Below are 24,015 nucleotides of genomic sequence, written 5' to 3'. Positions count from 1 at the left end.
CATCGCCTCCCGTACACGCGCAGTGAGCGCCTGTGACCCGGGTGAACGGTGGGTGAACCGTCGTCGCCGCAGCTCAGGGGGTGGGGCGAGGGGTGGGTGAGGCGTACTGGACGTCGACGCCGGCCCGCTCGAAACCCAGCCGGGTGTACAGCTTCACGGCCGGCGTGTTGTCGCCGTCGACGTACAGGTCGACCAGCCGCGGGGAGTCCGGGTGGGCGGCCACGGCCTGCAGGCCGCGCACCAGCAGGGCCCGGCCGAGCCCCGCTCCGGCGTGGTCGGGGGCGATGCCCAGGACGTACAGCTCACCCTGCCCGTCGGCGACCTTCATCCAGCAGAACCCGACAACCTGCTCACCCCCGGCGCCCTCCTGGACGGCGAGCAGGAGGAGCGAGGGGTCGAACCACGCCTCGGCCTGCCGCGCGCGCAGGTCGTCGACGGTCCAGCGTCCCTGCTCGGGGTGGGTGGCGAAGGCGGCGGCGTTGACCGCGACCCACGCCTCGTCGTCGGCGCCGGGGACGGAGGGGCGCACCGAGGTCCCGGCCGGCAGCGTGGGGACCTCGAGGTCGGCCAGGCCCCGGCCCGGGCGTTCCAGCCGCAGCAGTTCACGCACCCGCGACCAGCCGTGCCGGGCCGCCAGGGCCACCGCCCCGGCGGTGTCGCCGTGCGACCACAGCCGCACCGGGGCGCGGTCGGTGAGCCGCTCGACCTCGGCCAGCAGGGCGGTTCCGTGACCGCGGCGACGGTGTGCGGGGTGGACGAGCAGTTCGCCCTCGTACCCCGCTGCCCCGCCGACCAGCTGGGCGTACCCCACGACGTCGTCGCCGTCGGTGCGCAGCAGGTGGTGGACCCCCTCGTGCCCGGGACCCAGCCGCAGGACGGCGTCCTCGGACAGCGAGGTCGCGTCGTCGGCCTCCGAGGAGGCCGCGGCCAGGTCGAGCACCGCCGTGCGGGTCCCCCCGGTCAGCTCGGGCGCCGTGCTCAGGGCGCTCGGGCCGCTCACCGGCGCGGCAGACCGCGGCCGAACGGGCCGGCGTCCGGGGCGGCCGGGCCGTCGAGGAGGTCCGCCGGGGACGGCGAGCCCTGGTCGGCCGGACCGTGGCCCAGGTCTCCGCCCGGCTCCAGGCCCTCGTCCGGATCCAGGCCCTCGCCCAGCTCCAGGCCGTCGTCGAGGCCGCGGCCGGAGGAGACGAACCGGTACCCGACGTTGCGCACGGTGCCGATGGCGTTCTCGTGCTCGGCGCCGAGCTTGGCGCGCAACCGCCGGACGTGGACGTCGACGGTCCGGGTGCCGCCGAAGTAGTCGTAGCCCCAGACCTCCTGCAGCAGCTGGGCGCGGGTGAAGACGCGGCCCGGGTGCTGGGCGAGGTGCTTGAGCAGCTCGAACTCCTTGTAGGTCAGGTCGAGCTGGCGGCCGCGGACGCGCGCGGAGTAGGCGGCCTCGTCGATGACGACGTCACCGGCGCGGATCTCGCTGGGCGTGGCGCCCTCGGGGTCCTCGACGGGTCGGCGCAACCGCCCGGCCGCCAGGCGCAGCCGGGCGTCGAGCTCGGCCGGGCCGCAGGTGTCGAGCAGGACGTCGTCGGCGCCCCAGTCGGCGGCGACCGCCGCCATGCCCCCCTCGGTGAGGACGAGCAGCAGCGGCTGCGACAGACCCGTGGTCCGCAGCAGCCGGCACAGCGACCGCGCGGCGGCCAGTTCACGTCGGCCGTCGACCAGGACGGCGTCGGAGGTCGGCTCGTCGACGAGGACGGAGGCCTCGGCCGGCAGGACCCGGACGCTGTGCGGCAACAACCCGAGAGCCGGCAGCACCTCCGTCGAAGGAGCCAGTGCGTTGGTCAAGACGAGGATCTGGGCCACCCGCTGTCCTGCCCTCCGTTCGCTCGGGCCGTGGGCGCCGCGTCACGGCCGGTCGGGTCGACCCCGCCCTGTCGCGCGCCTACGGAGGTCTGCAGGATAACGGTGCGCAGCCTACGTGTGGCGCGAAGTCGAACAGGACCACCCCTGCCGTCCCGGCGACGCTCTGCGAGGATCGGACCGTGAGCGAGAAGGGGCGCGTCGTGACGCCGTGGACCGGGGCGCCCCGCACGACCGGACGGCGGAGCTCGTGAGTTCGACCGCGACCGCGACCGCCACCCTCGCCCTGGCCGGGCTGCTGGGCCTGGCCTCCTTCGGTCCGCTGCCGGTGCTCGGGCTGGCCGTCGTCCTGCTCGGCGCGCTCGTGGCCGTCGGCTGGCCCGAACTGCTGGACCTGCCCGCCCGCCGCGGCACGACCGCGGTCGTGGCCCTGGTCGCCGTCGTGGCGGCCGTCGTCGCCGTGGCGACCGCCGAGACGGCGCGCGCGGACGGCACGCAGGTCTCCGGCGTGCTGGGCAGCCTGCCGGCCGTGACCGCCCTCGCCCTGCTCGGCGCCTTCGGGCACCAGCTGCTGCGTCGCGACGGCCGTCCCCGCCTGGTGGAGTCGGTGACCGCGGTCGTGACCGGCCAGGCCGTCGTCGTCCTGGCGGCGGGCTGGATCGCCGTGCCGACCACCTACGCCGGGCCCTCGCTGGCGCCCGTCGTGCTGGCCGCGGTCGTCACGACCAGCGCGGTGGCGGCGACGACCTGGCCGTTGCGGGTCGCCGGGCCGGTCAACCTCGTCGTGGGCGGGGCCACGGGCTGGCTCGCGGCGGCCCTGACCGTGCTGCTGGGCGCGGACGGGGTCGTGTCCGAGGGTCGCTGGGCGGTGGCCGGGATCGTCGCCGGTGCGGGGGCGGGTCTGCTGGTCTCGGCGTGGCGCGCGCTGTCCGGGCGGCTGCCGGCCGTGCACGCGGTGCCCGCGGCGCTGGCCGTGGCGGCCGTGCCGGTGGCGCTGGCCGGCGGCGGCGCCTACCTCGTGGGGCGTCTCCTGCTGCTGTAGTGAGCCCGCCCACGTCCCGGGGCCCGTGCGTCCCCGCCCGGGTAGTCTCGGGCGGGTGCACGCCCTCGAAGTGTTCTTCCTCGTCCTGCTGATCGTGGTGTCGATCGTCATCGCGTGGTTCGCCGGTTTCGTGGTGTACCGCCTCTACAAGGGTCAGCGCTGACCCGTGGCCCTTCCTCTGCGCACCGACACCCCGCTCACCCTCGTCCCGCTGTCGTGGCTCATCGGCCGTTGGGAGGGGGCCGGCGTCCTGGGCCACCCCGCCCGCGGCGAAGGTGACACCCGCTTCGGCCAGGTCGTCGAGTTCGCCCACGACGGCCGTGACTTCCTCTCCTACACGTCGACGACGTGGGCGCTGGACGAGGAGGGGAACACGACCGAACCGCTCGACGTCGAGACCGGGTACTGGCGTCCGCAGCCGGTCGACCTGACCACCGGGGCGCCCGCCGACGGGCCCCGCCCCGTCGAGCTCGAGGTCCTGCTGACCCACCCGACCGGCGTCGTGGAGATCCTGGCCGGCACCGCCCGCGGTCCGCGCATCGACCTGACCACCGACGTCGTCGCCCGCACCACGACGGCGCACGAGTACACCGCGGCGACGCGGATGTACGGCCTCGTCGAGGGCGACCTGCTGTGGGCGCTCGACGTGACGCTCGAGGGCCACCCGATGCGCAGCTACGCCTCGGCGCGGCTCAAGCGGGTCTCCTCCAGTTGACCTCCCCGCCGGGTGTGGAGCCCGCCGACCTCGGGGACGTGCTGCACGCCCGCGGGCTGCGGCTGACCCCGCAGCGCCGGCGCGTGCTGGAGACCGTGCGCGCCCTGGGCCACGCCGGCGCGGACGACGTCGCGGAACACCTCGCGGCCCAGCCGGGTTCAGGCCCGGTGGACCCCTCGACCGTCTACCGGGCGCTGGCGGTCCTGGAGGAGGTCGGGCTCGTCGCCCGCACCCAGCTCGACCGGCGGGTGCCCGTGTTCCACGCCGTGGAGCACGGCGGGCACCTGCACCTGGTCTGCGACGGGTGCGGTGAGGTGGCCGAAGCCGATCCCGGGCCCGCGCACACGATGGCGGCCGACATCCTGTCCCGCAACGACTTCGCCGTCGACACCGGGCACCTGGCCCTGCGGGGCCGGTGCGCCCGGTGCCGGCAACCGCAGTAGGAGGAAACCCGTGAGCGCACCGGCCCAGGAGCTCCGCTCGCCACTGCTCGACAGTCCCGGTGCCGTCGCGGCCGAGGGGCTGGACGCCGGGGTCGCCTGGCACTACGGCGACCCGAACGGTGAGCAGCGCGCCCTCGTGCGCGGCGAGGCCGTCGTCGACCTGTCCCACCGCGGGGTGCTGCGGCTGACCGGTCCGGACCGGCTGAGCTGGCTGCACAGCATCACCACCCAGGCCCTGACGGGCCTGCCGGCGGGGACCTCGACGGAGACCCTCGTCCTCAGCCCGACGGGACGGATCGAGCACGACCTGCACCTGCTCGAGGACGGGCAGGCGACCTGGATCACCACCGAACCCGGTGCCGTCGACGCGCTGCGCACCTGGCTGGAGCGCATGCGGTTCATGCTGCGCGTCGAGATCGAGGACGTGTCGGCGCAGTTCGCCGTCCTGGGCGAGCCGAGCCGCGCGGCGGACTCCCCGGCCGGGCCGGTGTGGGTCGACCCGTGGCCGGGGGCGGTCCCCGCCAACGAGGGAGGCTCGGCCGACACCGCGAGCTACTCGGCGGTGTCGACCTACGAGCACCCCGGCGCCGAGCGGCCCTGGCGCGAGGTGCTCGTGCCGCGCGCCGAGCTGACCGCCGCGGTAGGGGACCGGCGGCTGGCCGGGACCTGGGCGAGCGAGGCGTTGCGGGTCGAGGCGTGGCGGCCGCGGCTGGGGCGCGACACCGACGAGCGCTCCATCCCGCACGAGCTGGACTGGCTGCGCACGGCCGTGCACCTGCACAAGGGCTGCTACCGCGGGCAGGAGACCGTGGCCAAGGTGCACAACCTGGGCCGCCCGCCGCGCCGGCTGGTGCTGCTGCACCTGGACGGGTCCTCCCACGACCTGCCCGCCCACGGCGACGACGTCGTCCACGGGGACAGGCGGGTCGGCACGGTGACGACGGCCGCGCGCCACCACGAGCTCGGGCCCGTGGCCCTGGCCGTCGTGAAGCGGTCGCTGCCGGTGGACGCCCAGCTGTACGCGGTCGCGGGCTCGGCGACCGAGGGGGCCGAGCAGCGGCGGATCGCCGCCGCGCAGGAAGTCGTCGTCGCTCCCTGATCCGGCCTCGAGCCGCCCTGCGGAGCGTCTCCGACGCGTCGGGCCTGCCCTTCGGCGGGTGCGTGGGTCATACTCGGGGTGCGCACGCGCCGTGATGGTGATGTTGCTGCGAGTGGTGGAGTCGACGGGGGAGGCCGATGTGGACGAGCAGGTCAGCGGGTACCAGGCAGGAGGCCGGCGCGCGCTCGACAAGGTCCTGGCACCGGAGTTCCTCGCGGGACTGCAGGACATGGACCTGGCCACCCTGCGCCAGCACCGCACCACCGCCGAGCAGGAGGAGGCCGACCTCTCCTACGCCCGGCGCCTCATCCAGGGCCGGCTCGACCTGCTCGGGGCCGAGGAGGAACGCCGCACCGGCACCGACGGCGCCGCCGACGTGCGGCACGCCCGGTCCGACGCCGAGCTCGTCGCCAAGCTGACCGACGTCCTGGCCGACCCGCGCCGCACCAACCACGGCATGGGCCGCTTCACCTCCGTGGAGCCCAGCCGCGTCGGGGAGCACCGCCGGCGCGCCGAGCTCGCCGTCGCCGACCCGCACCTGTCCGACCTGTCGGCCATGGACGACTCCCAGCTCAAGGCCGCGCGGGAGCGGCTCGTCGAGCTCGAGCACGAGCTGTCCGCGGACCGCTCGCGGGTGCAGCAGGCGATGGACGCGTGCACCGACGAGATCACGCGGCGGTACCGCGACGGGGTCGTGTCCGTGGACGAGGCGCTGCGCACCCCGCGCTGACCCGTCCGTCCCCGATCGTCAGGGTGTACCGCGCAGCAGGGTCCGCAGGCTCTCGGTGAGGTCGTCGCGCTGCGCCTCGCTCAGGGACGCCGCGAAGTCGCGTTCGGCGTCCAGGACCCGGGGCAGCAGGCGGTCGACCAGGGCGGTGCCCGCCGGGGTCAGCGACAGCCGCGTCACCCGGCCGTCGCGCTCGTCGGGAGCGCGCTGCAGGTAGCCGACCTTCGTGAGGTGGTCCAGGCGCTTGGTCGTGGCCGCCCCCGAGGACAGCGTCGCGGCGGCGATGCCGGTGGGGGTCAGCGGGGAGCGCCCCGCCCGCCGCACGGCGGACAGCACGTCGAACTCCGGGCGGGTCAGGCCCTCGGCGCGCACGACGGGTTCGGTGGCGCGGGCCAGCGCCGCCGCGACCATCCGCAGCCGACCCGTGACGGCCATCGGCCCGGTGTCGAGGTCGGGGTGGACGGCGGACCACTCCCGGCGGGCGACGTCGACCGGGTCCTGCGACCTGGCACGGGAACTCGGACTCACCCCGGCAGTGTAGGGACAAGTACTTCGCAGGTGAAACACCTGTTGACTTCTTGCTACGGTTGCCCCGTGCAACTCATCGCCCACCTCGTCCGGGCGGTGCCCGGCTGGCTGCGCCTGGCCCCCGGACGGCACCCCTGGTGGGCGGCCGGCACCGCCACCGTGGCGCTCGGCGTCCCGCTGGCCCTCACCCTGTGGGCCGAGGTTCCCGAACTCGCCGCGCCCGCCACCTTCGGGGCGCTGGCCAACCTCTACGGCCGGAACGAGTCCTACGCCCGTCGCTGGCGCACCCAGGCCTGGACCGGGCTCGGGCTCACGCTCGCGGTCCTGGCCGGCGCGGGGGCGGCCGTGCTGCCGCTGACGGGGTGGGCCGACGTGCTCGTCCCGGCCGTCGTCGTCGCGGTGGTCGCCACCGTCGCCAAGTTCGTCACCGACGCCGTCCGCACCGGACCGCCGGCCGGGCTCATCCCCGTCTTCGCCGCGGGCACCCTCGGCGTCGAGCCGCTCACGCTCGCCGACCTGCCCGCCGTGGCCGCGGTGTCCCTGACGTGCGCGGCGCTCGCCGTCGCCCTCAGCGCCGCGGCCGGGTTGTGGCGGCCGGACGGCCCCGAGCGCAACGCCGTCGCCCGGGCGCTGGCCGCCGTCCTACACGCCCGGCGGTGCCCGGGCGATCCCCGCGCGGAAACCGCCGCCGTGGCCGCGGTGCACGCGGCGTGGGGTGTGCTGGGGCCCGGGCCGGAGCAGGGGACCTGCGGTCCGCTGCCGGGGTGGCTGGCCCACGCCGAACGGGTGCTGCACGCCGGTGCTCCCGAGCGCCCGCTGCGCGTGGTGCTGCCCACCCTGGCCGGGCGGCGGCCCGTGCCGGCCGCCCCGGCCGGCCGGTTCCCCGCGGCGGCTGCCTGGCCGCGTCGGCGGGTGTGGACGGCGCTGCGCGAGCCCGGCGTGCTGCACGCCCCGGCGGTGCGGGTCGGCATCGCCTGCGCCGCCGCCACCCTGCTCGCCTCGGCGCTGGGGTTCGGGCACGTGTACTGGGCGGCGGTGGCGGCCGCGGCGGTGCTGCAGTCGCCGTCGGCGGGCACCACCACCCAGCGGGCGGTGCAACGCGGCGCCGGCACCCTGGTGGGGGTGGGGCTGGCGGCCGCCCTCGTGCCGCTGGCCACCGACGACGTGCGGCTGTGGCTGCTCACCGCGCTGTGCATGTTCGCCGTCGAGTTCTGCATGCCGCGCAACTACGCCATCGGCACCATCGCGATCACCGGCCTGTCGCTGCTGCTGACCCGGCTCGGGACCTCGGGGGCGGGGGTGTCCACGCTCGTGCTGGACCGGGTGGCCGACACCGTGCTCGGCGTGCTCGTCGCCGTCGTCGTGGCGGTGCTCGTCCGCAACCGGTACGCGCACCGCTCGCTGGCCGACGCCCTCGACGCCCTGCGGGCGGCGGGCCTGGGCCCGCACACCGACCCGCACGCCGTGCGCCGGCACCTGCTGTCCGTGGCCGAGGCCCGGGCCCGGCTGCACGACGACGACTGGCGGGTTCCGGCCCCGCGGACCCAGGCCGAGGAGCAGGCGGCGTACCGCCGGCTGGGGGACCTGCTGCGCACCGACACCCCGCAGGCCGGAACTCCGGAGGGGTCTGGACCGTAGAGTTCTGGTGTGGAGCTGCTGAACAACCTGCAGAACGGCGTCCTGCTGATCCTCGGGGTCGCAGCGTTCGCCCTGTGCGCGTGGGCGCTCGTCGACTGCCTGCGCCGCCCGGCCGGGGCGTTCGTCGCGGCCGGCAAGCGCACCAAGACGTTCTGGACGATCATCGCCGCGGTCGCCGCCGCGGTCGCCTTCGTCTCCGTGTTCTCCCCGCTGAGCATCTTCGGGATCATCTCCGTCGTGGGCGCCGCGGTGTACCTGGCCGACGTCCGCCCCGCGGTGCGCCAGTACGGCGGCGGCCCGCGCGGAGGCAACCGCGGCGGCAACCAGGGCCCCTACGGCCCCTGGTGAGCCGCTGAGGCTCAGCGCGGCGCGACGGCCGGCTCGCCGGCGCGCGCCCGCGCGACCCAGCGCCACGCGCAGCGCAGCAGGGTCACCGCGACGACGACCAGGGCCGCCACCGAGAGCAGGTCGGCCTCGGTAAACCCCCGGTCGCGGCTCCAGGTGTGCAGGATGCGGCCTTCGACCGGCTGGTTCACCCGCGTCCAGATGGCCGCCAGCAGTCCCAGCACCAGCGCCACGTCGATCCGCGGCCGCACCAGCGCTCCCAGTGCGCAGATCCCCAGGGCGAGCAGGGTGACGGGGATCACGACGGGCACGTCGAGCAGGGTCTGGAGCACCCGTCGATCGTAGGCTCGCAACCCTGCCGTCGCGTCAGGTTCAGCCCACGTCGACCGGATCGTCACCACGCGTCCACCCGGACGGGTCAAGAGGAGGAGCAGACCGTGCGGGCAGTCGTCCAGCGCGTCACGCGCGCGAAGGTCACCGTCGGCGGCGAGATGGTGGGGGCGATCGACGAACCGGGCCTGCTGGTGCTCCTGGGCGCCACCCACGACGACGGGCCCGCGCAGGTCGAGCTCGTCGCCCGCAAGGTCGCCCAGCTGCGCATCCTGCGCGAGGAGCAGTCCGCCGTGGACGTCGGCGCCCCCGTCCTGCTCGTCAGCCAGTTCACCCTCTACGCCGACACCCGCAAGGGGCGGCGACCGACCTGGAACGCGGCCGCTCCCGGTGCGGTGGCCGAGCCGCTCGTCGACGCCGTCGCCGACGCCCTGCGCGGTCACGGGCTGCGGGTGGAGACCGGCCGGTTCGGGGCGGACATGGCCGTCGAGCTCGTGAACGACGGGCCCGTGACCATCTGGCTGGAGGCCTGAGGCGTCCCGGGGCTCACTTGACCGCCCCCGCGGTCAGGCCCTGCACCAGGTAGCGCTGCAGCAGCAGGAAGCCGGCCACGACGGGGACGCTCACGACGAGCGAGGCCGCCATCACCTCGTTCCAGTAGACGTTGGTCTGGGTGGAGTACTCCCGCAGCCCGATCGCCAGGGTCCGCGAACTCGAGTTCGTCATGACCGAGGCGAACAGCGTCTCGCCCCAGGCCGTCATGAACGAGTAGATGGAGACCGCCGCGACCCCCGGGGCGGCGCTGGGCAGGATCACGGTGACGAGCGCGCGCAGCGGTCCCGCGCCGTCGACGTGCGCGGCCTCGTCCAGTTCGCGGGGGATCGAGTCGAAGTAGCCGACGAGCATCCAGATCGCGAACGGCAGCGAGAACGTCAGGTAGGTGATCACCAGGGCGACCCGGCTGCCCTGCAGGGCGAACCCCGTCACCTGCCCCAGGTTGACGAAGATCAGGTACAGCGGCAGCAGGAACAGGATGCCGGGGAACATCTGCGTCGACAGCACGGTGACCCGGAACGCCGACCGCCCGTGGAAGCGGTAGCGGCTGATGGCGTAGGCCGCCGAGATGGCCAGCACCACGGAGCACACCGTCGCCAGCAGCGAGATGACCAGGCTGTTCACGAAGTACCGGCCCAGCGGGATCGTGGACCAGATGTCGACGAACGGCTGCACCGTGACCGTGGACGGGATCCAGGTGAACTCGCCCTGGACGTCGCCCAGCGGTTTGAGCGAGCTGGAGACCATGACGTAGACGGGGGCGAGCACGAACAGCGACAGGGCGGTCAGCCCGACGACGCGCAGCACGCGGAACGAGACGGGTTCATGCATCGCGCAGCCTCCGGTTGCTCAACGGCAGGTAGATCGCGGTGACGACGAGCAGGACGAGCAGCAGCAGGACGCTCATGGCCGACCCCACGCCGAAGTTCCAGGTGATGAACGACGACTGGTAGACGTGGATCGAGATGAGGTCCGCCGACGCGGGGACCGACTGCCCGAACAGGATGTACGGGACGTTGAAGTCGTTGAAGCTCCACAGGAACAGCACCAGCAGCAGGACCTGGTTGACCGGTCGCAGCATCGGCAGGGTGAAGTGCCGGAACTGTTCCCACAGGCCGGCCCCGTCCACGGCCGCGGCCTCGTAGACCTCGTTCGAGATCGACTGCAGACCGGCCATGAGCGTGAGGAAGGCGAAGGGCCACAGTCGCCACACCGCCGTGACCACGGTGGAGGCGAACGCGTTGCCGCCCAGCAGCCAGAACGTGTCGCCGTTCGTGACGCCGAGGTCGCCGAGCAGGGCGTTGACCATGCCGTTGTCGCGGCCCAGCATGAACTTCCAGGTGATGACGCCGGCGTAGACGGGCAGGGCGTACGGGACGAGGAACAGGGTCCGCAGGAACGCCCGGCCCCGGAACGGCCGTTGCAGCAGGACCGCGGCGAACATCCCCAGCGCCCAGGAGAAGGCCAGGGTGGCGACGGTGAACGCGAACGTGATGGCGAACGAGCGCAGCAGGGCCGCGCCGATCGCCCCGTCGAAGTTCAGGGCCACCGCGTAGTTGCCCAGTCCCGCGCTGGGGGCGTCCAGCCAGCGGCGGACGAAGAACTGGTTCAGCTGCAGGGTGCTGATGAAGATGCCGGTGAGCATCGGGACGATGTGGACCAGCAGCTCGAAGAGCAGCGCCGGGGCCAGCAGCGCGTAGGGCAGCCAGCGCGGCGCCAGCAGGCTGCGGGCCCGGCGGGGGGGGGGGGGCGGGGGGGGGGGGGGGGGGGGGGGGGGGGGGGCGGGGCGGGGGGGGCGGGGGGGGGGGGGGGGGGGGGGCGCCCCCCCCCCCCCCCCCCCCCCCCCCGGAACCGGAGGCGGTGGCTCTGGGGGTGGCCACGGTCAGGCCCCGCCCGCCGCCATCTGCTGCTGCGCCTGGTCGAGGGCGTCGGCGATCTCGGCCTCGCCGACGGTCTGCCCCGTCGCGATCCGGCCGAACAGGCCCTGCATGGCCTGGCCGACCGTCGTCTCGAACTGGCTCTCGTTGGGGATCATCGGCATCGGCGCCGCGGTCTCGGCCAGCACGCTGTTGAAGACCTCGAGGTTCTCGGTCGCGAACGCGGGGTCCGCCGCGGCCTCCTGGGTGACCGGGAGCGAGCCGAACGCCTGGTTGAGCACGACCTGCTCCTCCGTGCTCGTCATGAACTCCACGAACTGCAGTGCGCCGTCGGTGTTGTCCGAGTCGGCGAAGACGCTGATGTTGATGCCGGCGACGTGGCTGTTGACGCGCTGTCCGCCCGCCGGGAGCGGGTCGAGGAGGGGGATGGGGACGACGCCGTACTGGTCCGCGCTCATGCCGTTGGCCGCGATGGTCGCCTCGGCGTTGTTCTGGGCCATGAACATCGCGGCCTTGCCGGAGGTGAAGTCGCCGATCATGTCGTTCGTCGTCGGGTGCTCGGCCGCGGAGACGTTGACGACCTTCTCGGTGGCCATCAGGTCCAGGTACTGCTTCAGGCCGGCCACGTTGCCCTGCTCGGTGAACGTGGGCTGCCCGGAGTCGTCGAAGAACTCGGCACCGTTCTGCTTGCCGAACATGAACGCGAAGTGCGCGTTCTCGGTGTAGCTCGCGCCGGCCACCGTCAGCCCGTACGTCCCCGCCGCGGGGTCGGTGAGCCTCTTCGCCGCGTCGACGAGACCGGCCCAGGTCGTCGGGGGCGTGAGCCCGGCGTCGGCGAACATCTGCTTGTTGTAGAACAGGCCGTAGGCCAGCCCGTAGATCGGGACCGACGCGGGTGGCTCCCCCTCCGCGCCGGTCGAGCTCAGCGAGGACTCCAGGAACTTCTCGCGTCCGCCGATGGCCTCGAACTGCTCGTCCTCGAACGGCAGGAACGCGCCGGTGGCCTGCAGGGAGGCCGACCAGGTGTTGCCGATGTTCAGGACGTCGGGGGCCTCCCCGGAGGTGGTGGCCGACAGGATCCGGTTCAGCAGGCTGTCCCAGGGGATCACCTCGAGCTCGACCTGGATGCCCGTCTGCTGCTCGAACTTCTCCAGCTCGGGGGTGAGTTTTGCCTTGTCGTCGTCCAGGCTGGTGCCCTGGTTGCTGGCCCAGTAGGTCAGGGTCGTTCCCGCATCGCCGCCCGAGTCGTCCCCGGAGGAGCAGGCGGTGAGTGTGGTGGTGGTCAGCGCGGCAGCCGCGAGGAGCGCGGTGCCGAGGGTGCGTCGGCGCACGGTCTTCTCCTTCGGGGAGGTCCACGAGACTCCGTTGCCCGTGGTGGGCCAACGGTGAACCTGCACCCGGTTCCCGTCAACCCGGATCGACAGGTGCCGGTCACATCCGGCTGGAACTCCCGCGCACGACGAACTCGCGAGGTTCGGCGACCGTCGCGGTGCTGGCCCGTCCCGCGACCACGTCGAGCAGCAACCGCGCGATTCCGGCACCGTCGGCCACGACGTCGCGGCGCAGCGAACTGATCGCGGGGGAGGCCAGCCGGCACAGCATCGAGTCCTCGCCCGCCACCACCGCGAACTCCCCGGGAACGCGCAGGCCCAGCTCGGCGCGCTCGGCCACCACGGCTGCGGCCATCACGTCGTTGTCGTAGACGACGGCGGTCGGCGGGTCGTCGCGACCCAGGAGTTCACGCGTCGCGGCCAGCCCACCGGCGGAGGTGTAGTCGGCGGGCACGACCGGCGCGGGCTCGCCGAACGCCGAGCGCGTCACCTCCTGCCAGGCGATGTCGCGACGCCGGGTGTGCAGGTACTCCCGCGGTCCGCTGACCCGGGCGATCCGCCGGTGCCCCTGCTCCACGAGGTGCCCCACGACGTCGGCGAACGGCTGCCGGTCGGTCTCCACCGTCAGCGCCAGGTGCCCGCCGGAGGGCAGGCGGTCGTCGATGCCGCCGCGCAGCGCGCAGGGGATCCCGAGTTCGGTGACCAGTTCCACGCGCGGGTCCCGCACCAGCAGGTCGGTGAGGATCACACCGTCGACGCGGCGTTCGGCCCACCAGGCGCGCAGGACGTCCACGGCGGCCGCGGCGTCGGGCACGACGGTCAGGAGCAGGCCCAGGCCCTCCCGGGCCAGGACGCTCTCGATCCCGGCCAGCAGCCGCATGTAGTACGGCTCCTCCTCCAGCAGCCCGACGTCGCGGGCCAGCACCAGCCCCACCGCCCCGGCGCGGTCGCTGGACAGGGACCGCGCGGCCGCGCTGGGCCGCCAGCCCAGGTCGGCGGCCACGGCCCGGATGCGGGCGCGCGTCCCGTCGGAGACGCCGGGCAGGTCGTTGAGCGCGTAGGAGACCGACGCCTTGGACACGCCGGCCTCACGGGCGATGTCGCGGATCGTCGGCCGGCCACCGGTGGTGCGTGCCACCCGAACCCCCTTCCGCCACCCCTCCCGACCCCTCGACCGATCATGCCGCAGCGGCCCGCGGCGCCACGCACGACCAGTCCACGGTCAGCTCACCCAGCCGCCAGCGCGCGGCCGTGTCCAGCACCGGCCAGTCCCGGGCCAGGTCGCGGCAGGTGGCGATCCACCGCTGCCGCACGCCGAACGTGCCGGCCGGGGCCGCCCGCGCCCACGCCTCGTCGGCCGCGCGCAGCAGGTCGTGCACCCCCTCGCCGGGCACGTTGCGGTGGATGAGCACCTTCGGCAGCCGTTCGGCGACGGCCGAGGGCGCGGGCAGACCGGCCAGCCGGACCGAGATCGTCAGCGACACCGGCCCGGCATCGCGCTCCAGGGCCACCCAGGTCGAGCGCCGGCCCAGTTCGTCGCAGGTCCCGTCGACGACCAGACCCCCCGGCGCCAGCCGCGAGCGCATCAGCTCCCAGGTCCGTTCCACCTGGTCGGTCTCGTACTGCCGCAGCACGTTGAACGCCCGGACCAGCACGGGATCGCCCGCCGTGGGGATCTCGAAGCCCCCGACGGCGAACTGCGGGGCGCCTTCGGTGCCGGCCAGCGCCGCCCGCGCCACCTCGACCCGCTCGGGGGAGATCTCCAGGCCGACGACGCGCACGTCGGCGCACACCCGGCGCAGCCAGCGCTGCAGGTCGGTCACCGTCACCGGGGAGGCGCCGTAGCCCAGGTCGACGACGAGCGGATCGGCCGCGCGGCGCAGCCGGGCCGCCTGCGTCTGGGCCAGCCAGCGTTCGACCCGCCGCAACCGGTCCGGGCCGGTCGTGCCGCGCGTCACCGCTCCCACCGCCGCGCCGGAGGGGGAACCCCCGCAGGCGCCGGTGCGGACTCGGGAGGCAGACTGCCGGGGCACGTCGGGACACTACGACGGGTCGGCGGCCGGACCTCACCCCCGGTCGTGGCAGCCGGTCATCACAGCAGGAGGAGCGTGCGTGGGGAACGTGTCGCGGGTCGCGATGGTCTCGGTGCACACGTCCCCGCTCGCCCAGCCCGGCACCGGTGACGCCGGCGGCATGAACGTCTACGTCGTCGAGCTCGCGCGCCAGCTCGCCCGTCGCGGCGTGGAGGTCGAGGTCTTCACCCGGCGCACCTCCTCCGACCAGCCGCCCGTCGTGGAGGACGGTGACGGGGTCCGCGTCCGGCACGTCGCCGCCGGCCCCTACGAGGGACTGGCCAAGGAGGACCTGCCGGGCCAGCTGTGCGCCTTCACGGCCGGGATGCTGCACGCCGAGGCGCGCCACGCCGAACGCCACTACGACGTCGTGCACTCGCACTACTGGCTGTCCGGCCAGGTCGGCTGGCTCACCGCCGACCGCTGGGACGTCCCGCTGGTGCACTCGATGCACACCATGGCGAAGGTGAAGAACGCGGCGCTGGCCGACGGCGACACCCCCGAACCGGCCGGCCGGGTCATCGGTGAGCAGCAGGTCGTCGACGCCGCCGACCGGCTCGTGGCCAACACGGCCGCCGAGCGCCAGGAGCTGCTGGACCTCTACGGCGCCGACCCGGCCAAGGTCGTCGTCGTGCCGCCGGGCGTGGACCTGGCGACCTTCCGCCCCGACCCGGGCCGGGCGGCCTCCCGCCGGCGGCTGGGCCTGCCCGCCGACGCCGAGGTGCTGCTGTTCGTGGGCCGCATCCAGCCGCTGAAGGCTCCCGACCTGCTGGTGCGGGCCACCGCCGAACTGCTCCGGGAACAGCCCTGGCGCCGCGACCGGCTGCGGGTGGTCGTCCTGGGCGGGCCCAGCGGGTCGGGCACGGCGCACCCGGAGTCGCTGGCCGACCTGGTGACCGCGCTGGGCCTGGACGACGTCGTGCGGCTGTCCCCGCCGACCCCGCGGGCCGAACTGGCCGACCACTACCGGGCCGCCGACCTCGTGGCGGTGCCGTCGTACAACGAGTCCTTCGGCCTGGTGGCCCTGGAGGCGCAGGCGTGCGGAACGCCCGTCGTGGCGGCCTCCGTCGGGGGACTGCGCACGGCCGTCGAGACGGGGACGACGGGCCTGCTGGTGCCCGACCACGACCCGCGCACCTGGGCCCGGGCGCTGGCCGACCTGCTCGACGACCCCGCGCGGCGGGCGACGATGGGGGTCCGGGCCGCCCGCCGCGCCCAGGGCTTCGGCTGGGGCGCCACCGCCGAGGCGACGCTGGAGGTGTACTCGCGGGCGGTGGCCGACAGGGCGCGCGAGGACGCCCTGCCGCCTCGGTAGAGTCGTTCCATGACTGAAGCGGCGCACACCCTCGTCCTCCTGCGGCACGGCGAGAGCGAGTGGAACGCCCTGAACCTGTTCACCGGCTGGGTCGACGTGGCCCTGTCGCAGAAGGGTCGGGCCGAGGCCACGGCGGGCGGCAGGATGCTCGTGGAGTCCGGTGTCCTGCCCGACGTCGTGCACACCTCCGTGCTGCGCCGCGCCATCACGACGGCCTTCCTGGCCCTGGACGAGGCCGACCGGCACTGGATCGACGTGAAGCGGTCCTGGCGGCTCAACGAGCGCCACTACGGTGCGCTGCAGGGCAAGGACAAGAAGCAGACGCTCGCCGAGTTCGGCGAGGAGCAGTTCATGCTGTGGCGTCGTTCCTACGACACCCCGCCGCCGGCGATCGAACTCGGCTCGGAGTTCTCCCAGGACGGCGACCCGCGCTACGCCGCGCTCGGCGACGACATGCCGCGCACCGAGTGCCTGGCCGACGTCGTCGCCCGCATGCTGCCGTACTGGCACGACGAGGTCGTCCCGGACCTGCGCGCCGGCAAGACCGTCCTGCTGGCGGCGCACGGCAATTCGCTGCGCGCACTGGTCAAGCACCTCGACGGCATCTCCGACGCCGACATCGCCGGGCTGAACATCCCGACCGGCATCCCGCTGGTCTACCGCCTCGACGCCGACCTGAAGCCGGTCGTCCCGGGCGGGGAGTACCTCGACCCGGCCGCGGCCGCGGAAGCCGCTGCGGCGGTGGCGAACCAGGGCCGCTGAGTGGTCGCACCCGGGCCGCGCGTCCTGCTCCTCGAGGGAGCGATGCGCGACAACGGTGGGCTGCGCGTCTCCCTCGACCTGGCCCGGCGCTGGCAGGACCTCGGGGCCCGGGTGCGGTTCCTGGTCCTGGAGAACGTCGAACCCGGCGGCGTGCCGGTGCTCGCACCGGACCCGCGGCTGGACACCCGCTGGGGGAGTGCGCAGGTCCGGCGCTTCCGCGACGCCGCTCCGCGGATCGTGGCCGCCACCGTGCGGCACGCCCGCCGGGCCGACGTCGTCGTCTCCGGCAGCGAGGTCGGCTACGGCGTGCTGATCGGCTGGGCCGCAGCACGTCTGACCGGCACCCCGTTCGTGCTGCTCGTGCAGAGCTCGCTGCCGCAGGCGGTCGCGGCCTGGACGCCCGCGCGGTTGCGCCCGTTGCTGACGGCGGTGCACCGACGGGTCGACGCCGCGATCTGCGTCTCCCCGGGGCTGGTCGACGACGTCCGTGAGGTGGGGTTGCCCGCCGAGCGGATCCACGCCGTCGACCTCGGCCTCGACGTCGAGGCGGTCCTGGCCCGGACGGCGGCGGCGGGTGGTCCGGTCCGGTCCTCCTCGGGGCGCCTGCGCCTCGTGGCCGCCGGCCGGCTGGCCGAGCAGAAGGGTTTCGACGTCCTGCTCGACGCGCTGGCCCGGGTGGTCGCGGGCGGTGGGGACGTCGAACTCGTCCTCGTCGGGTCGGGGCCGCTGGAGGCGGACCTGCGTGCCCAGGCCGACCGGCTCGGCATCGCCGACCGTGTCGAGTTCGCCGGGCACGTCGCCGATGCGCAGCCGCTCATCGCCGGGGCCGACCTGTTCGTGCTCTCCTCCCGCTACGAGGGCCTGGGGCTGGTCGTGCTCGAGGCCCTGGTGCACGGCCGGCCGGTCGTGGCGACCGACTGCCCCACGGGCCCGCGGTACGTGCTGCGCGACGGCGAGTTCGGCGACCTGGTGCCCACCGAGGACCCGCAGGCCCTGGCCGAGGCCGTGCTGGCGTTCGTCCGTGATCCGGAACCGCTGCGGCGCAAGGCCGCCGGTGGCCCGGCGCGGGCCCGGGACTTCGACCGGGCCGGCGCGGCGCTGGCGAGCGCGAAGGTCCTGGCGGAGTTGATCGGCTAGTTCGCCGGCGTCCCGGTCTCCGTCTGCGTCGCCGTACCGGTGGCGGTGGCCGTGGCGGTGGTGTTCGAGCAGTCGCGTTCGACGGCCGCCTGCAGCCGTTCCTGCGCCTCGATGACCTGGGTGGCCGTCGCCGGGTCGGGGTTCACCACGAGGGTGGCGTCGTCGAGGGCGGTCATCGCCGCGGCGAGGTCCTCGGCCGATCCGGTGCCCGTGTCGAGCGTTCCCGCCCGGGCGGCGAGGCGCTGGTAGTAGTCCAGGACGAACTGCGCGTCCGGGGTCTGCTCCGGGGGCGCGGCGGCCAGCACGGCCGCCGAGTACGTCGGCCCCTCGTTGGTCGTCACGATGGTGAACACCGACTGTGCCCGCGGGTCGCCGCGGCGGATCCCGAGCTCGTCGAGCTCGGCGGCGTAGGCGTCGTCCAGGGCCTTCTGCGCGGCCTGGACGGTGGCGCAGTCGAAACCCGGGCCGCTGCTCGTCGGGGTCCCCGTGGTCTCGGCCGGCGACGTCGTGGGGGTGGCGGTGGGGGTGGTGGTCGTCGTGGTCGGCGACGGGTCGGGGGTCTGCGCCTCCCCGCACCCGGCGAGCAGGACGGCCGCACCCGCCACGCCCGACAGCAGGCACGACACCGGGCGCGACACCACGACCGGGCGGCGTCGCGAGGTGATCACCCCTTCGACGCTACACCTGCGGCCGGGTGCCGGCCCGTTCGCGAGCCCGCTGTCCGGACGATCAGACCCGCTGCGCGGCAACGTCCTCGTCGCGTGAGCCCGTCACCAGGAAGACCACGGCCTTGGCGACGGAGACGGCGTGGTCGGCGAACCGCTCGTAGTAGCGGCTGCACAGCGTCAGGTCCACCGCGACCTCGGTCGGGTGGTTCCACGAGCGGTCGAGCAGCGCCTCGAAGACCTGCCGGTGCAGGCGGTCCATCTCGTCGTCGTCGACCTCCATCTCGACGGCCTTGTGCACGTCGCGGGTGGCGATGACGCTGCCGGCCTTGGCGACGATGCGCTCGGCGACCTGCCCCATCTCCAGGATGGTGGCGCGCATCTCCGGCGGCACGACGGGGTCGGGGTGGCGCAGCCGGGTCAGCTTGGCGACGTGCCGGGCGAGGTCGCCCATCCGCTCCAGGCTGTGGCTCATCCGCAGGGCGGTCACGACCACGCGCAGGTCGGTGGCGACGGGGGACTGCCGGGCCAGCACCTGCACGGCCCGTTCCTCCAGGTCGCGCTGCAGGTCGTCGATGCGCCGGTCGGCCGAGATGACCGTCTCGGCCAGTTCCCGGTCGCCGTCCAGCATCGCGCTGGTCGCCCGGGTCATCGCGGACTCGGCGAGGTGGGTCATCTCCACGAGGGTGTCGACCAGACCGGTCAGTTCGTCGTGGTACACGTTGCGCACGGGGTCCTCCGGGTCGCCTGTTCGTGCGTCCCGTGCTGTCTGAGACGCGTCGCTGTCGCTGCAGGCCATCCTGCCAGCGCCACGCTCGCAGTCCACGGTGAACGGGCACCCTCCGGCGGGTGAACATCGTCCGGCGCCGTGGCCACCGTGGCCCGGGGTGCCGGGGAGGCCTTCCCTCCGACCGTACTCTTGGAGGGTGATGGGCGAGGTCTCCGTGTCGATCGCCGCGGCGGTCGGCGTGCTGACCGGCGCTGCGGGGGTGGCCGCCTTCCGGCTGTCCGAGCGGCTGCAGCACCCCCCCACACCGTCGTCCACCCCCGTGGGCGGCCTGCCACCGGGGGTCAGCGACGTGCTCATGGCGTTGCGCTCGTCGGCTGTCGTCCTGGCCGCCGACGACGAGGTCGTCAAGGCCAGTGCGGCCTCCTACGCGACCGGCATCGTCGCCGGGGGAGAGCTCGTCGACGCGCAACTGCGGGACATGGTCCGCGCCTGCCGTCGCGACGGCAGGGTGCGTGAGGTGGAGACCGAACTGGGCGCGGGCCTGGGCCGGCCGCCGGCCGCGGTGCTGGCGCGCGTGACACCGCTGGGTCCCCACCACGTCCTGCTGCTGCTGGAGGACCGGACCGAGTCGCGCCGGATCGAGGCCGTGCGCCGCGACTTCGTGGCCAACGTCAGTCACGAGCTGAAGACCCCGGTGGGTGCGCTGTCGCTGCTGTCCGAGGCGGTCGAGGACGCCGCCGACGATCCCGACGCGGTGCGCCACTTCGCCAGCCGGATGCGGCGGGAGTCGCGCCGGCTGACCGCCCTGGTCCAGGAGATCATCGACCTCTCGCGCCTGCAGGCCGCCGAGAAGGTCGTGCGACCCGAGCTGCTCGAGGTCGACACCCTGGTCACCGAGGCCGTCGACCGGGTGGGGTCGGTCGCCCAGCAGCGCGGGTCCGAGGTCGTCGTCGCAGGACAGCGCGGGCTGCACGTGCGCGGGGACCGGGAACTGCTGGTCACGGCGCTGCGCAACCTGGTGCACAACGCGCTGGCCTACTCGCCCGAACGCAGCAAGGTGGTCGTCGAGGTGCGACGCGACGCCGGGCGCGTGGTGGGAGCCCCCGGAGGACAACAGGTCCCGACCATCGACATCGCGGTCTCCGACCGCGGCGTGGGCATCAGCCAGGCCGACCTGAACCGCATCTTCGAACGGTTCTACCGGGTGGACCCCGCGCGCTCGCGCTCCACCGGCGGCACCGGTCTGGGCCTGTCCATCGTCAAGCACGTGGCCGGCAACCACGGCGGGGACGTGCGAGTGTGGAGCGCCGAGGGCGAGGGGTCCACGTTCACCCTGCGGCTTCCGGACCCCGACGCGGCGCCCGAGGCCCACCCCGACTCCGCCGAACACCCGGCGGCCGCTCCCGCGCCGACGGCGACGTCCGCCCGGCGCACGACACCGCACAGCTCCCTGGAGGTCAGACCGTGACGCGCATCCTGGTGGTGGAGGACGAGGAGTCGTTCTCCGATCCGCTGTCCTACCTGCTGCGGCGGGAGGGGTACGACGTGGCGGTCACCGAGAACGGCCCGGACGCCCTCGAGGAGTTCGACAAGGCGGGCGCCGACCTGGTCCTGCTCGACCTCATGCTGCCCGGGCTGCCCGGTACCGAGGTGTGCCGGCAGCTGCGGACGCGCTCCAGCGTCCCGGTGATCATGCTGACGGCCAAGGACTCGGAGATCGACAAGGTCGTGGGACTCGAGATCGGCGCGGACGACTACGTCACCAAGCCCTACTCCTCGCGCGAGCTGCTGGCCCGCGTCCGCGCGGTCCTGCGCCGCGGGGCCGAACCCGAGGAACTGGTGCAGACCACGGTCGAGGCCGGTGGGGTGCGGATGGACGTCGACCGGCACGTCGTCACCGTCCGTGGAGAACGGGTTCCGCTGCCGCTGAAGGAGTTCGAGCTGCTGGAACTGCTCCTGCGCAACGCCGGCCGGGTGCTGACCCGGGTGCAGCTCATCGACCGGGTGTGGGGTTCGGACTACGTCGGGGACACCAAGACGCTCGACGTCCACGTCAAGCGGTTGCGGGCCAAGATCGAGCCCGACCCCTCCAACCCGCGGTACCTGGTGACGGTGCGGGGGCTGGGGTACAAGTTCGAGGGCTGAACCCGAGAACGCCGGACGGGGAGGTCCCGGGGGACCGCCCCCTCCGGCGTTCTCGGCGCTGTGGGCAGCGTCAGTGCTCTTCGGGGCTGGTGCCCTCGCCGACCTCGGGACCGCAGGCGATCTGCGTCGCCTCGGCGCCGGCGGCCGGGGCCGTCGCCTCGGGAGCGGGGGTGGGCGTGATGGCGGCGTACTCGAAGCAGGGACGCAGCACCGGCGCATCCAGCACCTGGCTCTCGCCGCCGACCGTGAAGGTCACCGGCACGGTCTCGCCCGGCGTCACCGGGATCTGCGGGACCTGCAGCCAGGCGACCTCGCTCTCCACGCCGGCGTCGTCGTCGGTGCTCTCGCCGGCGTCGGCCACGGCGCCGGGGTCACCGATGTGCAGCGTCGAGCCGGCCGGCACGGAGAAAGACTGCGGGGCAGCGGTTCCCGCGGCGACGTCGACCGAGACGGCGACGGAGGCGTCCTCCTCGCCGCTGTTGACCAGGACCGCCGACAGGACGCCGGGCTGGTCGACGCCGCTGGAGACGACGAGGGCGTTGCGGATGTCGACGCCCCCCAGGCCGCCGCCGGTCCCGTCGCTGGGGTCGTACGGCTGCAGGACGATGGCCGGCGAGAAGACCGAGCAGCCCGCGACCCCGAGGGTCGCGACCGCGGTCACGACCGCGGCGGCGGACCGGCGCGCGAGGGGGTGGCCGGCTGCCGGGCCGGAGCGGGCGGAGCGGGTGCGGAGCTTCACGCGTTCAGACTACCGGCAGTCGTAGCAGTGGTCGCAGTGGCTGGCGTGCCGCGGCGGTCGCCACCGCGTCGCCGCGCGCTCCGCACGATCACCCGCCCTCACGGTCCCGCCACGACACGACCCCCGGTCGTGCGACCGCACTGCGTGTGTGTTCGACCACCCCCGGTGATCTCGTAGAGCGCGCGCGAAGCACGCCGATCGGGGTCTGTCAACCCCTCAGTTCGCGCCAGTGGGCCTCTGACCTGCGCAAACGCTCCGATCGGGACTGTCCACGCCCTCTGGCGCGTGGTAACCTGGACTCAGGGAAAGGGGTCACGTTCTATGGCTTTCACGGTCGGCGAAACGGTCGTCTACCCCCACCACGGGGCAGCACTGATCGAGGAGATCAAGACCCGGACCATCAAGGGTGAGGACAAGCTGTACCTCGTGCTCAAGGTCGCCCAGGGCGACCTGACCATCGAGGTGCCGGCGGACAACGTCGACCTGGTCGGCGTGCGCGACGTCGTGGGTCGCGAGGGGCTCGACCGCGTCTTCTCGGTGCTGCGCACCCCGTACGCGGAGGAACCGACCAACTGGTCCCGCCGCTACAAGGCGAACCTCGAGAAGCTCGCGTCCGGTGACGTCGTCAAGGTGGCCGAGGTCGTGCGCGACCTGTGGCGCCGCGACCAGGACCGCGGTCTGTCGGCCGGTGAGAAGCGCATGCTGGCCAAGGCCCGGCAGATCCTCGTCTCCGAGCTCGCCCTGGCGGAGAACACCAACGAGGACAAGGCCGAGTCGCTGCTCGACGAGGTCCTGGCCTCCTGAGGTCCGCGCTCGTCGTCCCGGCCGCCGGCCGGGGCGACCGCCTGGGGGCTGCCCGCCCCAAGGCTCTCGTCGCCCTGGCGGGTGTTCCGCTGCTCGTCCACGCGGTGCGGCGCGCCGCGGCCTCCGGCGTCATCGACGTCGTGGTCGTGGTCGCGCCTGCCGGTGCGTGCGACGAGGTCGCCGGTTCGCTGCGCCCGCTGCTGCCCGACGTCGTGGTGGTGCCCGGCGGTGCCGAACGTCAGGACTCCGTCCGGCTCGGGCTCGACGCCTTGCCGGACGACGTCGACGTCGTCCTCGTGCACGACGCCGCCCGCTGCCTCACACCGCCGGCCGTCTTCGCGGCCGTGGTGTCGGCCGTGCGTGCCGGCGCCCCCGCGGTGATCCCCGTGCTGCCGGTGTCGGACACCGTCAAACGTGTTGCGGGAGACCAGGTCGTCGAGACCGTGGAGCGTGCGGAGCTGGTCGCCGTGCAGACGCCGCAGGGTTTCGACAGGTCCGCGCTGCAGGCCGCGCACGCCGCGGCCGCTCCCGGGGCGGCCGCGACCGACGACGCCGGGATGCTCGAGGCGCTCGGGCACCCCGTGCTCACCGTTCCCGGGCACGACCACGCGTTCAAGGTCACCCGCCCGCTCGACCTGCTGCTGGCGCACGCCCTGCTCGCCGCGGAGGCCACCTCGTGACCGCCCTGCCCCGCGTCGGAACCGGTGTCGACGTCCACCCCCTCGTCGCCGGTCGGCCCTGCTGGATCGCCGGCGTGCTGTGGGAGGGGGAGGAGTTCGGCCCGGACGGCCACTCCGACGGTGACGTCGCCGCGCACGCCTGCTGCGACGCGCTGTTCGCCGCGGCCGGCCTCGGCGACCTCGGCGCCCACTTCGGGACGTCGCGGCCCGAGTTCGCCGGCGCCTCGGGTGCGCGCCTGCTGGGCGAGGCCGCCCGGCTCGTGCGCGAGGCGGGTTTCGAGATCGGCAACGTCTCCGTCCAGGTCATCGGCAACCGGCCCAAGATCGGCCGCCGACGGGCGCAGGCCCAGGAGGCGCTGGGCCAGGCGTGCGGCGCTCCGGTCTCCGTCGCGGGGACGACGACCGACGGGCTCGGGCTGACCGGCCGTGGCGAGGGGATCGCCGCCGTCGCCACCGCGCTCGTCGTCCCGCGCTGACACCGC

At 74.2% G+C, this 24,015-nt stretch carries 28 protein-coding genes; 16 read left to right on the top strand and 12 right to left on the bottom strand.

Going from position 1 to position 24,015, the window contains the following annotated elements:
- Window positions 1-73 precede the first annotated feature (73 nt).
- Both mshD and ACRYR2_RS08060 read right to left on the bottom strand, forming a co-directional pair.
- A complete protein-coding gene (mshD, locus tag ACRYR2_RS08065; RefSeq protein ID WP_432562320.1) occupies window positions 74-1,000 on the bottom strand; it encodes a mycothiol synthase in 927 nt (308 codons plus the stop codon).
- A complete protein-coding gene (locus ACRYR2_RS08060) occupies window positions 997-1,857 on the bottom strand; it encodes a winged helix-turn-helix transcriptional regulator (protein ID WP_432562319.1) in 861 nt (286 codons plus the stop codon). Before ACRYR2_RS08060 ends, mshD begins: the two co-directional genes overlap by 4 nt.
- Before the next feature lie 247 nt (window positions 1,858-2,104).
- Here ACRYR2_RS08060 and ACRYR2_RS08055 point away from each other — a divergent pair, with 247 nt between their 5' ends.
- The 5 genes from ACRYR2_RS08055 to ACRYR2_RS08035 all read left to right on the top strand — a co-directional run bounded on the left by ACRYR2_RS08055 (window position 2,105) and on the right by ACRYR2_RS08035 (window position 5,883).
- Complete coding sequence (locus ACRYR2_RS08055) at window positions 2,105-2,896, top strand: hypothetical protein (RefSeq protein ID WP_432562318.1); 792 nt, start codon at window positions 2,105-2,107, stop codon at window positions 2,894-2,896.
- A gap of 166 nt (window positions 2,897-3,062) precedes the next feature.
- On the top strand, window positions 3,063-3,611 hold the full coding sequence (locus ACRYR2_RS08050) for a nitrobindin family protein (RefSeq protein WP_432562317.1): 549 nt from the start codon (window positions 3,063-3,065) through the stop codon (window positions 3,609-3,611).
- Window positions 3,608-4,054 (top strand): Fur family transcriptional regulator, encoded by a 447-nt coding sequence (locus tag ACRYR2_RS08045; RefSeq protein ID WP_432562316.1) that lies wholly within the window; start codon window positions 3,608-3,610, stop codon window positions 4,052-4,054. Before ACRYR2_RS08050 ends, ACRYR2_RS08045 begins: the two co-directional genes overlap by 4 nt.
- A gap of 10 nt (window positions 4,055-4,064) precedes the next feature.
- Window positions 4,065-5,153: a CAF17-like 4Fe-4S cluster assembly/insertion protein YgfZ gene (gene ygfZ / locus ACRYR2_RS08040; protein ID WP_432562315.1), complete on the top strand. Its 1,089-nt coding sequence runs from the start codon at window positions 4,065-4,067 to the stop codon at window positions 5,151-5,153.
- A 100-nt stretch (window positions 5,154-5,253) separates the two neighbouring features.
- Window positions 5,254-5,883 (top strand): RsiG family protein, encoded by a 630-nt coding sequence (locus tag ACRYR2_RS08035; protein ID WP_432562314.1) that lies wholly within the window; start codon window positions 5,254-5,256, stop codon window positions 5,881-5,883.
- A gap of 18 nt (window positions 5,884-5,901) precedes the next feature.
- On the opposite strand, the gene ACRYR2_RS08030 is transcribed toward ACRYR2_RS08035, so the two are convergent.
- On the bottom strand, window positions 5,902-6,408 hold the full coding sequence (locus tag ACRYR2_RS08030) for a MarR family winged helix-turn-helix transcriptional regulator (protein WP_432562313.1): 507 nt from the start codon (window positions 6,406-6,408) through the stop codon (window positions 5,902-5,904).
- A 66-nt stretch (window positions 6,409-6,474) separates the two neighbouring features.
- Here ACRYR2_RS08030 and ACRYR2_RS08025 point away from each other — a divergent pair, with 66 nt between their 5' ends.
- Together ACRYR2_RS08025 and ACRYR2_RS08020 are read left to right on the top strand one after the other, a co-directional pair.
- On the top strand, window positions 6,475-8,046 hold the full coding sequence (locus ACRYR2_RS08025; protein WP_432562312.1) for an FUSC family protein: 1,572 nt from the start codon (window positions 6,475-6,477) through the stop codon (window positions 8,044-8,046).
- A gap of 9 nt (window positions 8,047-8,055) precedes the next feature.
- Window positions 8,056-8,394, top strand: coding sequence for a DUF2516 family protein (locus ACRYR2_RS08020; protein WP_432562311.1), 339 nt, complete (start codon window positions 8,056-8,058; stop codon window positions 8,392-8,394).
- 11 nt (window positions 8,395-8,405) lie between these two features.
- Here the strand turns inward: ACRYR2_RS08020 and ACRYR2_RS08015 are convergent, their stop codons facing one another.
- Window positions 8,406-8,723: a hypothetical protein gene (locus tag ACRYR2_RS08015; protein ID WP_432562310.1), complete on the bottom strand. Its 318-nt coding sequence runs from the start codon at window positions 8,721-8,723 to the stop codon at window positions 8,406-8,408.
- Window positions 8,724-8,828: 105 nt separating this feature from the next.
- Between ACRYR2_RS08015 and dtd the strand changes: the two genes are divergently transcribed.
- On the top strand, window positions 8,829-9,254 hold the full coding sequence (gene dtd / locus ACRYR2_RS08010; protein WP_432562309.1) for a D-aminoacyl-tRNA deacylase: 426 nt from the start codon (window positions 8,829-8,831) through the stop codon (window positions 9,252-9,254).
- Between the two features lie 13 nt (window positions 9,255-9,267).
- Here the strand turns inward: dtd and ACRYR2_RS08005 are convergent, their stop codons facing one another.
- From ACRYR2_RS08005 to ACRYR2_RS07985, 5 genes are all read right to left on the bottom strand, one after another.
- Window positions 9,268-10,107 (bottom strand): carbohydrate ABC transporter permease, encoded by an 840-nt coding sequence (locus ACRYR2_RS08005; protein WP_432562308.1) that lies wholly within the window; start codon window positions 10,105-10,107, stop codon window positions 9,268-9,270.
- The gene (locus tag ACRYR2_RS08000) at window positions 10,100-10,999 is read right to left on the bottom strand and encodes a carbohydrate ABC transporter permease (RefSeq protein ID WP_432562395.1); all 900 of its coding nucleotides are present in this window, start codon (window positions 10,997-10,999) and stop codon (window positions 10,100-10,102) included. Before ACRYR2_RS08000 ends, ACRYR2_RS08005 begins: the two co-directional genes overlap by 8 nt.
- 159 nt (window positions 11,000-11,158) lie before the next feature.
- Window positions 11,159-12,484, bottom strand: coding sequence for an ABC transporter substrate-binding protein (locus ACRYR2_RS07995; protein WP_432562307.1), 1,326 nt, complete (start codon window positions 12,482-12,484; stop codon window positions 11,159-11,161).
- Window positions 12,485-12,584: 100 nt separating this feature from the next.
- On the bottom strand, window positions 12,585-13,622 hold the full coding sequence (locus tag ACRYR2_RS07990) for a LacI family DNA-binding transcriptional regulator (RefSeq protein WP_432562306.1): 1,038 nt from the start codon (window positions 13,620-13,622) through the stop codon (window positions 12,585-12,587).
- Between the two features lie 40 nt (window positions 13,623-13,662).
- A complete protein-coding gene (locus ACRYR2_RS07985; protein ID WP_432562305.1) occupies window positions 13,663-14,517 on the bottom strand; it encodes a class I SAM-dependent methyltransferase in 855 nt (284 codons plus the stop codon).
- A 103-nt stretch (window positions 14,518-14,620) separates the two neighbouring features.
- Here ACRYR2_RS07985 and mshA point away from each other — a divergent pair, with 103 nt between their 5' ends.
- The 3 genes from mshA to ACRYR2_RS07970 are packed head-to-tail and all read left to right on the top strand — an operon-like array spanning window position 14,621 to window position 17,770.
- The gene (mshA, locus tag ACRYR2_RS07980) at window positions 14,621-15,871 is read left to right on the top strand and encodes a D-inositol-3-phosphate glycosyltransferase (RefSeq protein ID WP_432562394.1); all 1,251 of its coding nucleotides are present in this window, start codon (window positions 14,621-14,623) and stop codon (window positions 15,869-15,871) included.
- Window positions 15,872-15,880: 9 nt separating this feature from the next.
- Window positions 15,881-16,633, top strand: a complete 753-nt coding sequence (locus ACRYR2_RS07975) for a phosphoglyceromutase (protein ID WP_432562304.1) — start codon at window positions 15,881-15,883, stop codon at window positions 16,631-16,633.
- A 42-nt stretch (window positions 16,634-16,675) separates the two neighbouring features.
- Window positions 16,676-17,770, top strand: coding sequence for a glycosyltransferase (locus ACRYR2_RS07970; protein WP_432562303.1), 1,095 nt, complete (start codon window positions 16,676-16,678; stop codon window positions 17,768-17,770).
- Here ACRYR2_RS07970 and ACRYR2_RS07965 read toward each other — a convergent pair.
- A complete protein-coding gene (locus tag ACRYR2_RS07965) occupies window positions 17,767-18,438 on the bottom strand; it encodes a hypothetical protein (protein ID WP_432562302.1) in 672 nt (223 codons plus the stop codon). The genes ACRYR2_RS07970 and ACRYR2_RS07965 overlap by 4 nt on opposite strands.
- A 61-nt stretch (window positions 18,439-18,499) precedes the next feature.
- The gene (gene phoU, locus ACRYR2_RS07960) at window positions 18,500-19,165 is read right to left on the bottom strand and encodes a phosphate signaling complex protein PhoU (RefSeq protein WP_432562301.1); all 666 of its coding nucleotides are present in this window, start codon (window positions 19,163-19,165) and stop codon (window positions 18,500-18,502) included.
- Between the two features lie 199 nt (window positions 19,166-19,364).
- Between phoU and ACRYR2_RS07955 the strand changes: the two genes are divergently transcribed.
- Window positions 19,365-20,633 (top strand): sensor histidine kinase, encoded by a 1,269-nt coding sequence (locus ACRYR2_RS07955; protein ID WP_432562300.1) that lies wholly within the window; start codon window positions 19,365-19,367, stop codon window positions 20,631-20,633.
- A complete protein-coding gene (locus tag ACRYR2_RS07950) occupies window positions 20,630-21,310 on the top strand; it encodes a winged helix-turn-helix domain-containing protein (protein WP_432562299.1) in 681 nt (226 codons plus the stop codon). Before ACRYR2_RS07955 ends, ACRYR2_RS07950 begins: the two co-directional genes overlap by 4 nt.
- A 70-nt stretch (window positions 21,311-21,380) precedes the next feature.
- Here ACRYR2_RS07950 and ACRYR2_RS07945 read toward each other — a convergent pair whose 3' ends face one another.
- The gene (locus ACRYR2_RS07945; protein ID WP_432562298.1) at window positions 21,381-22,049 is read right to left on the bottom strand and encodes a hypothetical protein; all 669 of its coding nucleotides are present in this window, start codon (window positions 22,047-22,049) and stop codon (window positions 21,381-21,383) included.
- Window positions 22,050-22,370: 321 nt separating this feature from the next.
- Between ACRYR2_RS07945 and ACRYR2_RS07940 the strand changes: the two genes are divergently transcribed.
- The 3 genes from ACRYR2_RS07940 to ispF are packed head-to-tail and all read left to right on the top strand — an operon-like array spanning window position 22,371 to window position 24,009.
- Window positions 22,371-22,853 (top strand): CarD family transcriptional regulator, encoded by a 483-nt coding sequence (locus ACRYR2_RS07940; RefSeq protein WP_012084764.1) that lies wholly within the window; start codon window positions 22,371-22,373, stop codon window positions 22,851-22,853.
- Window positions 22,850-23,533 carry a 2-C-methyl-D-erythritol 4-phosphate cytidylyltransferase gene (ispD, locus tag ACRYR2_RS07935; protein ID WP_432562393.1) on the top strand — a complete coding sequence of 228 codons (684 nt, stop codon included), beginning with the start codon at window positions 22,850-22,852 and terminating at the stop codon, window positions 23,531-23,533. The genes ACRYR2_RS07940 and ispD overlap by 4 nt, the downstream gene beginning before the upstream one ends.
- Window positions 23,530-24,009, top strand: a complete 480-nt coding sequence (ispF, locus tag ACRYR2_RS07930) for a 2-C-methyl-D-erythritol 2,4-cyclodiphosphate synthase (protein ID WP_432562297.1) — start codon at window positions 23,530-23,532, stop codon at window positions 24,007-24,009. The genes ispD and ispF overlap by 4 nt, the downstream gene beginning before the upstream one ends.
- Window positions 24,010-24,015 lie beyond the last annotated feature (6 nt).

It is taken from the genome of Kineococcus deserti, assembly GCF_050871945.1.
Taxonomy (GTDB): Bacteria; Actinomycetota; Actinomycetes; order Actinomycetales; family Kineococcaceae; genus Kineococcus.
This window is presented reverse-complemented; position numbering and strand designations above follow the sequence as displayed.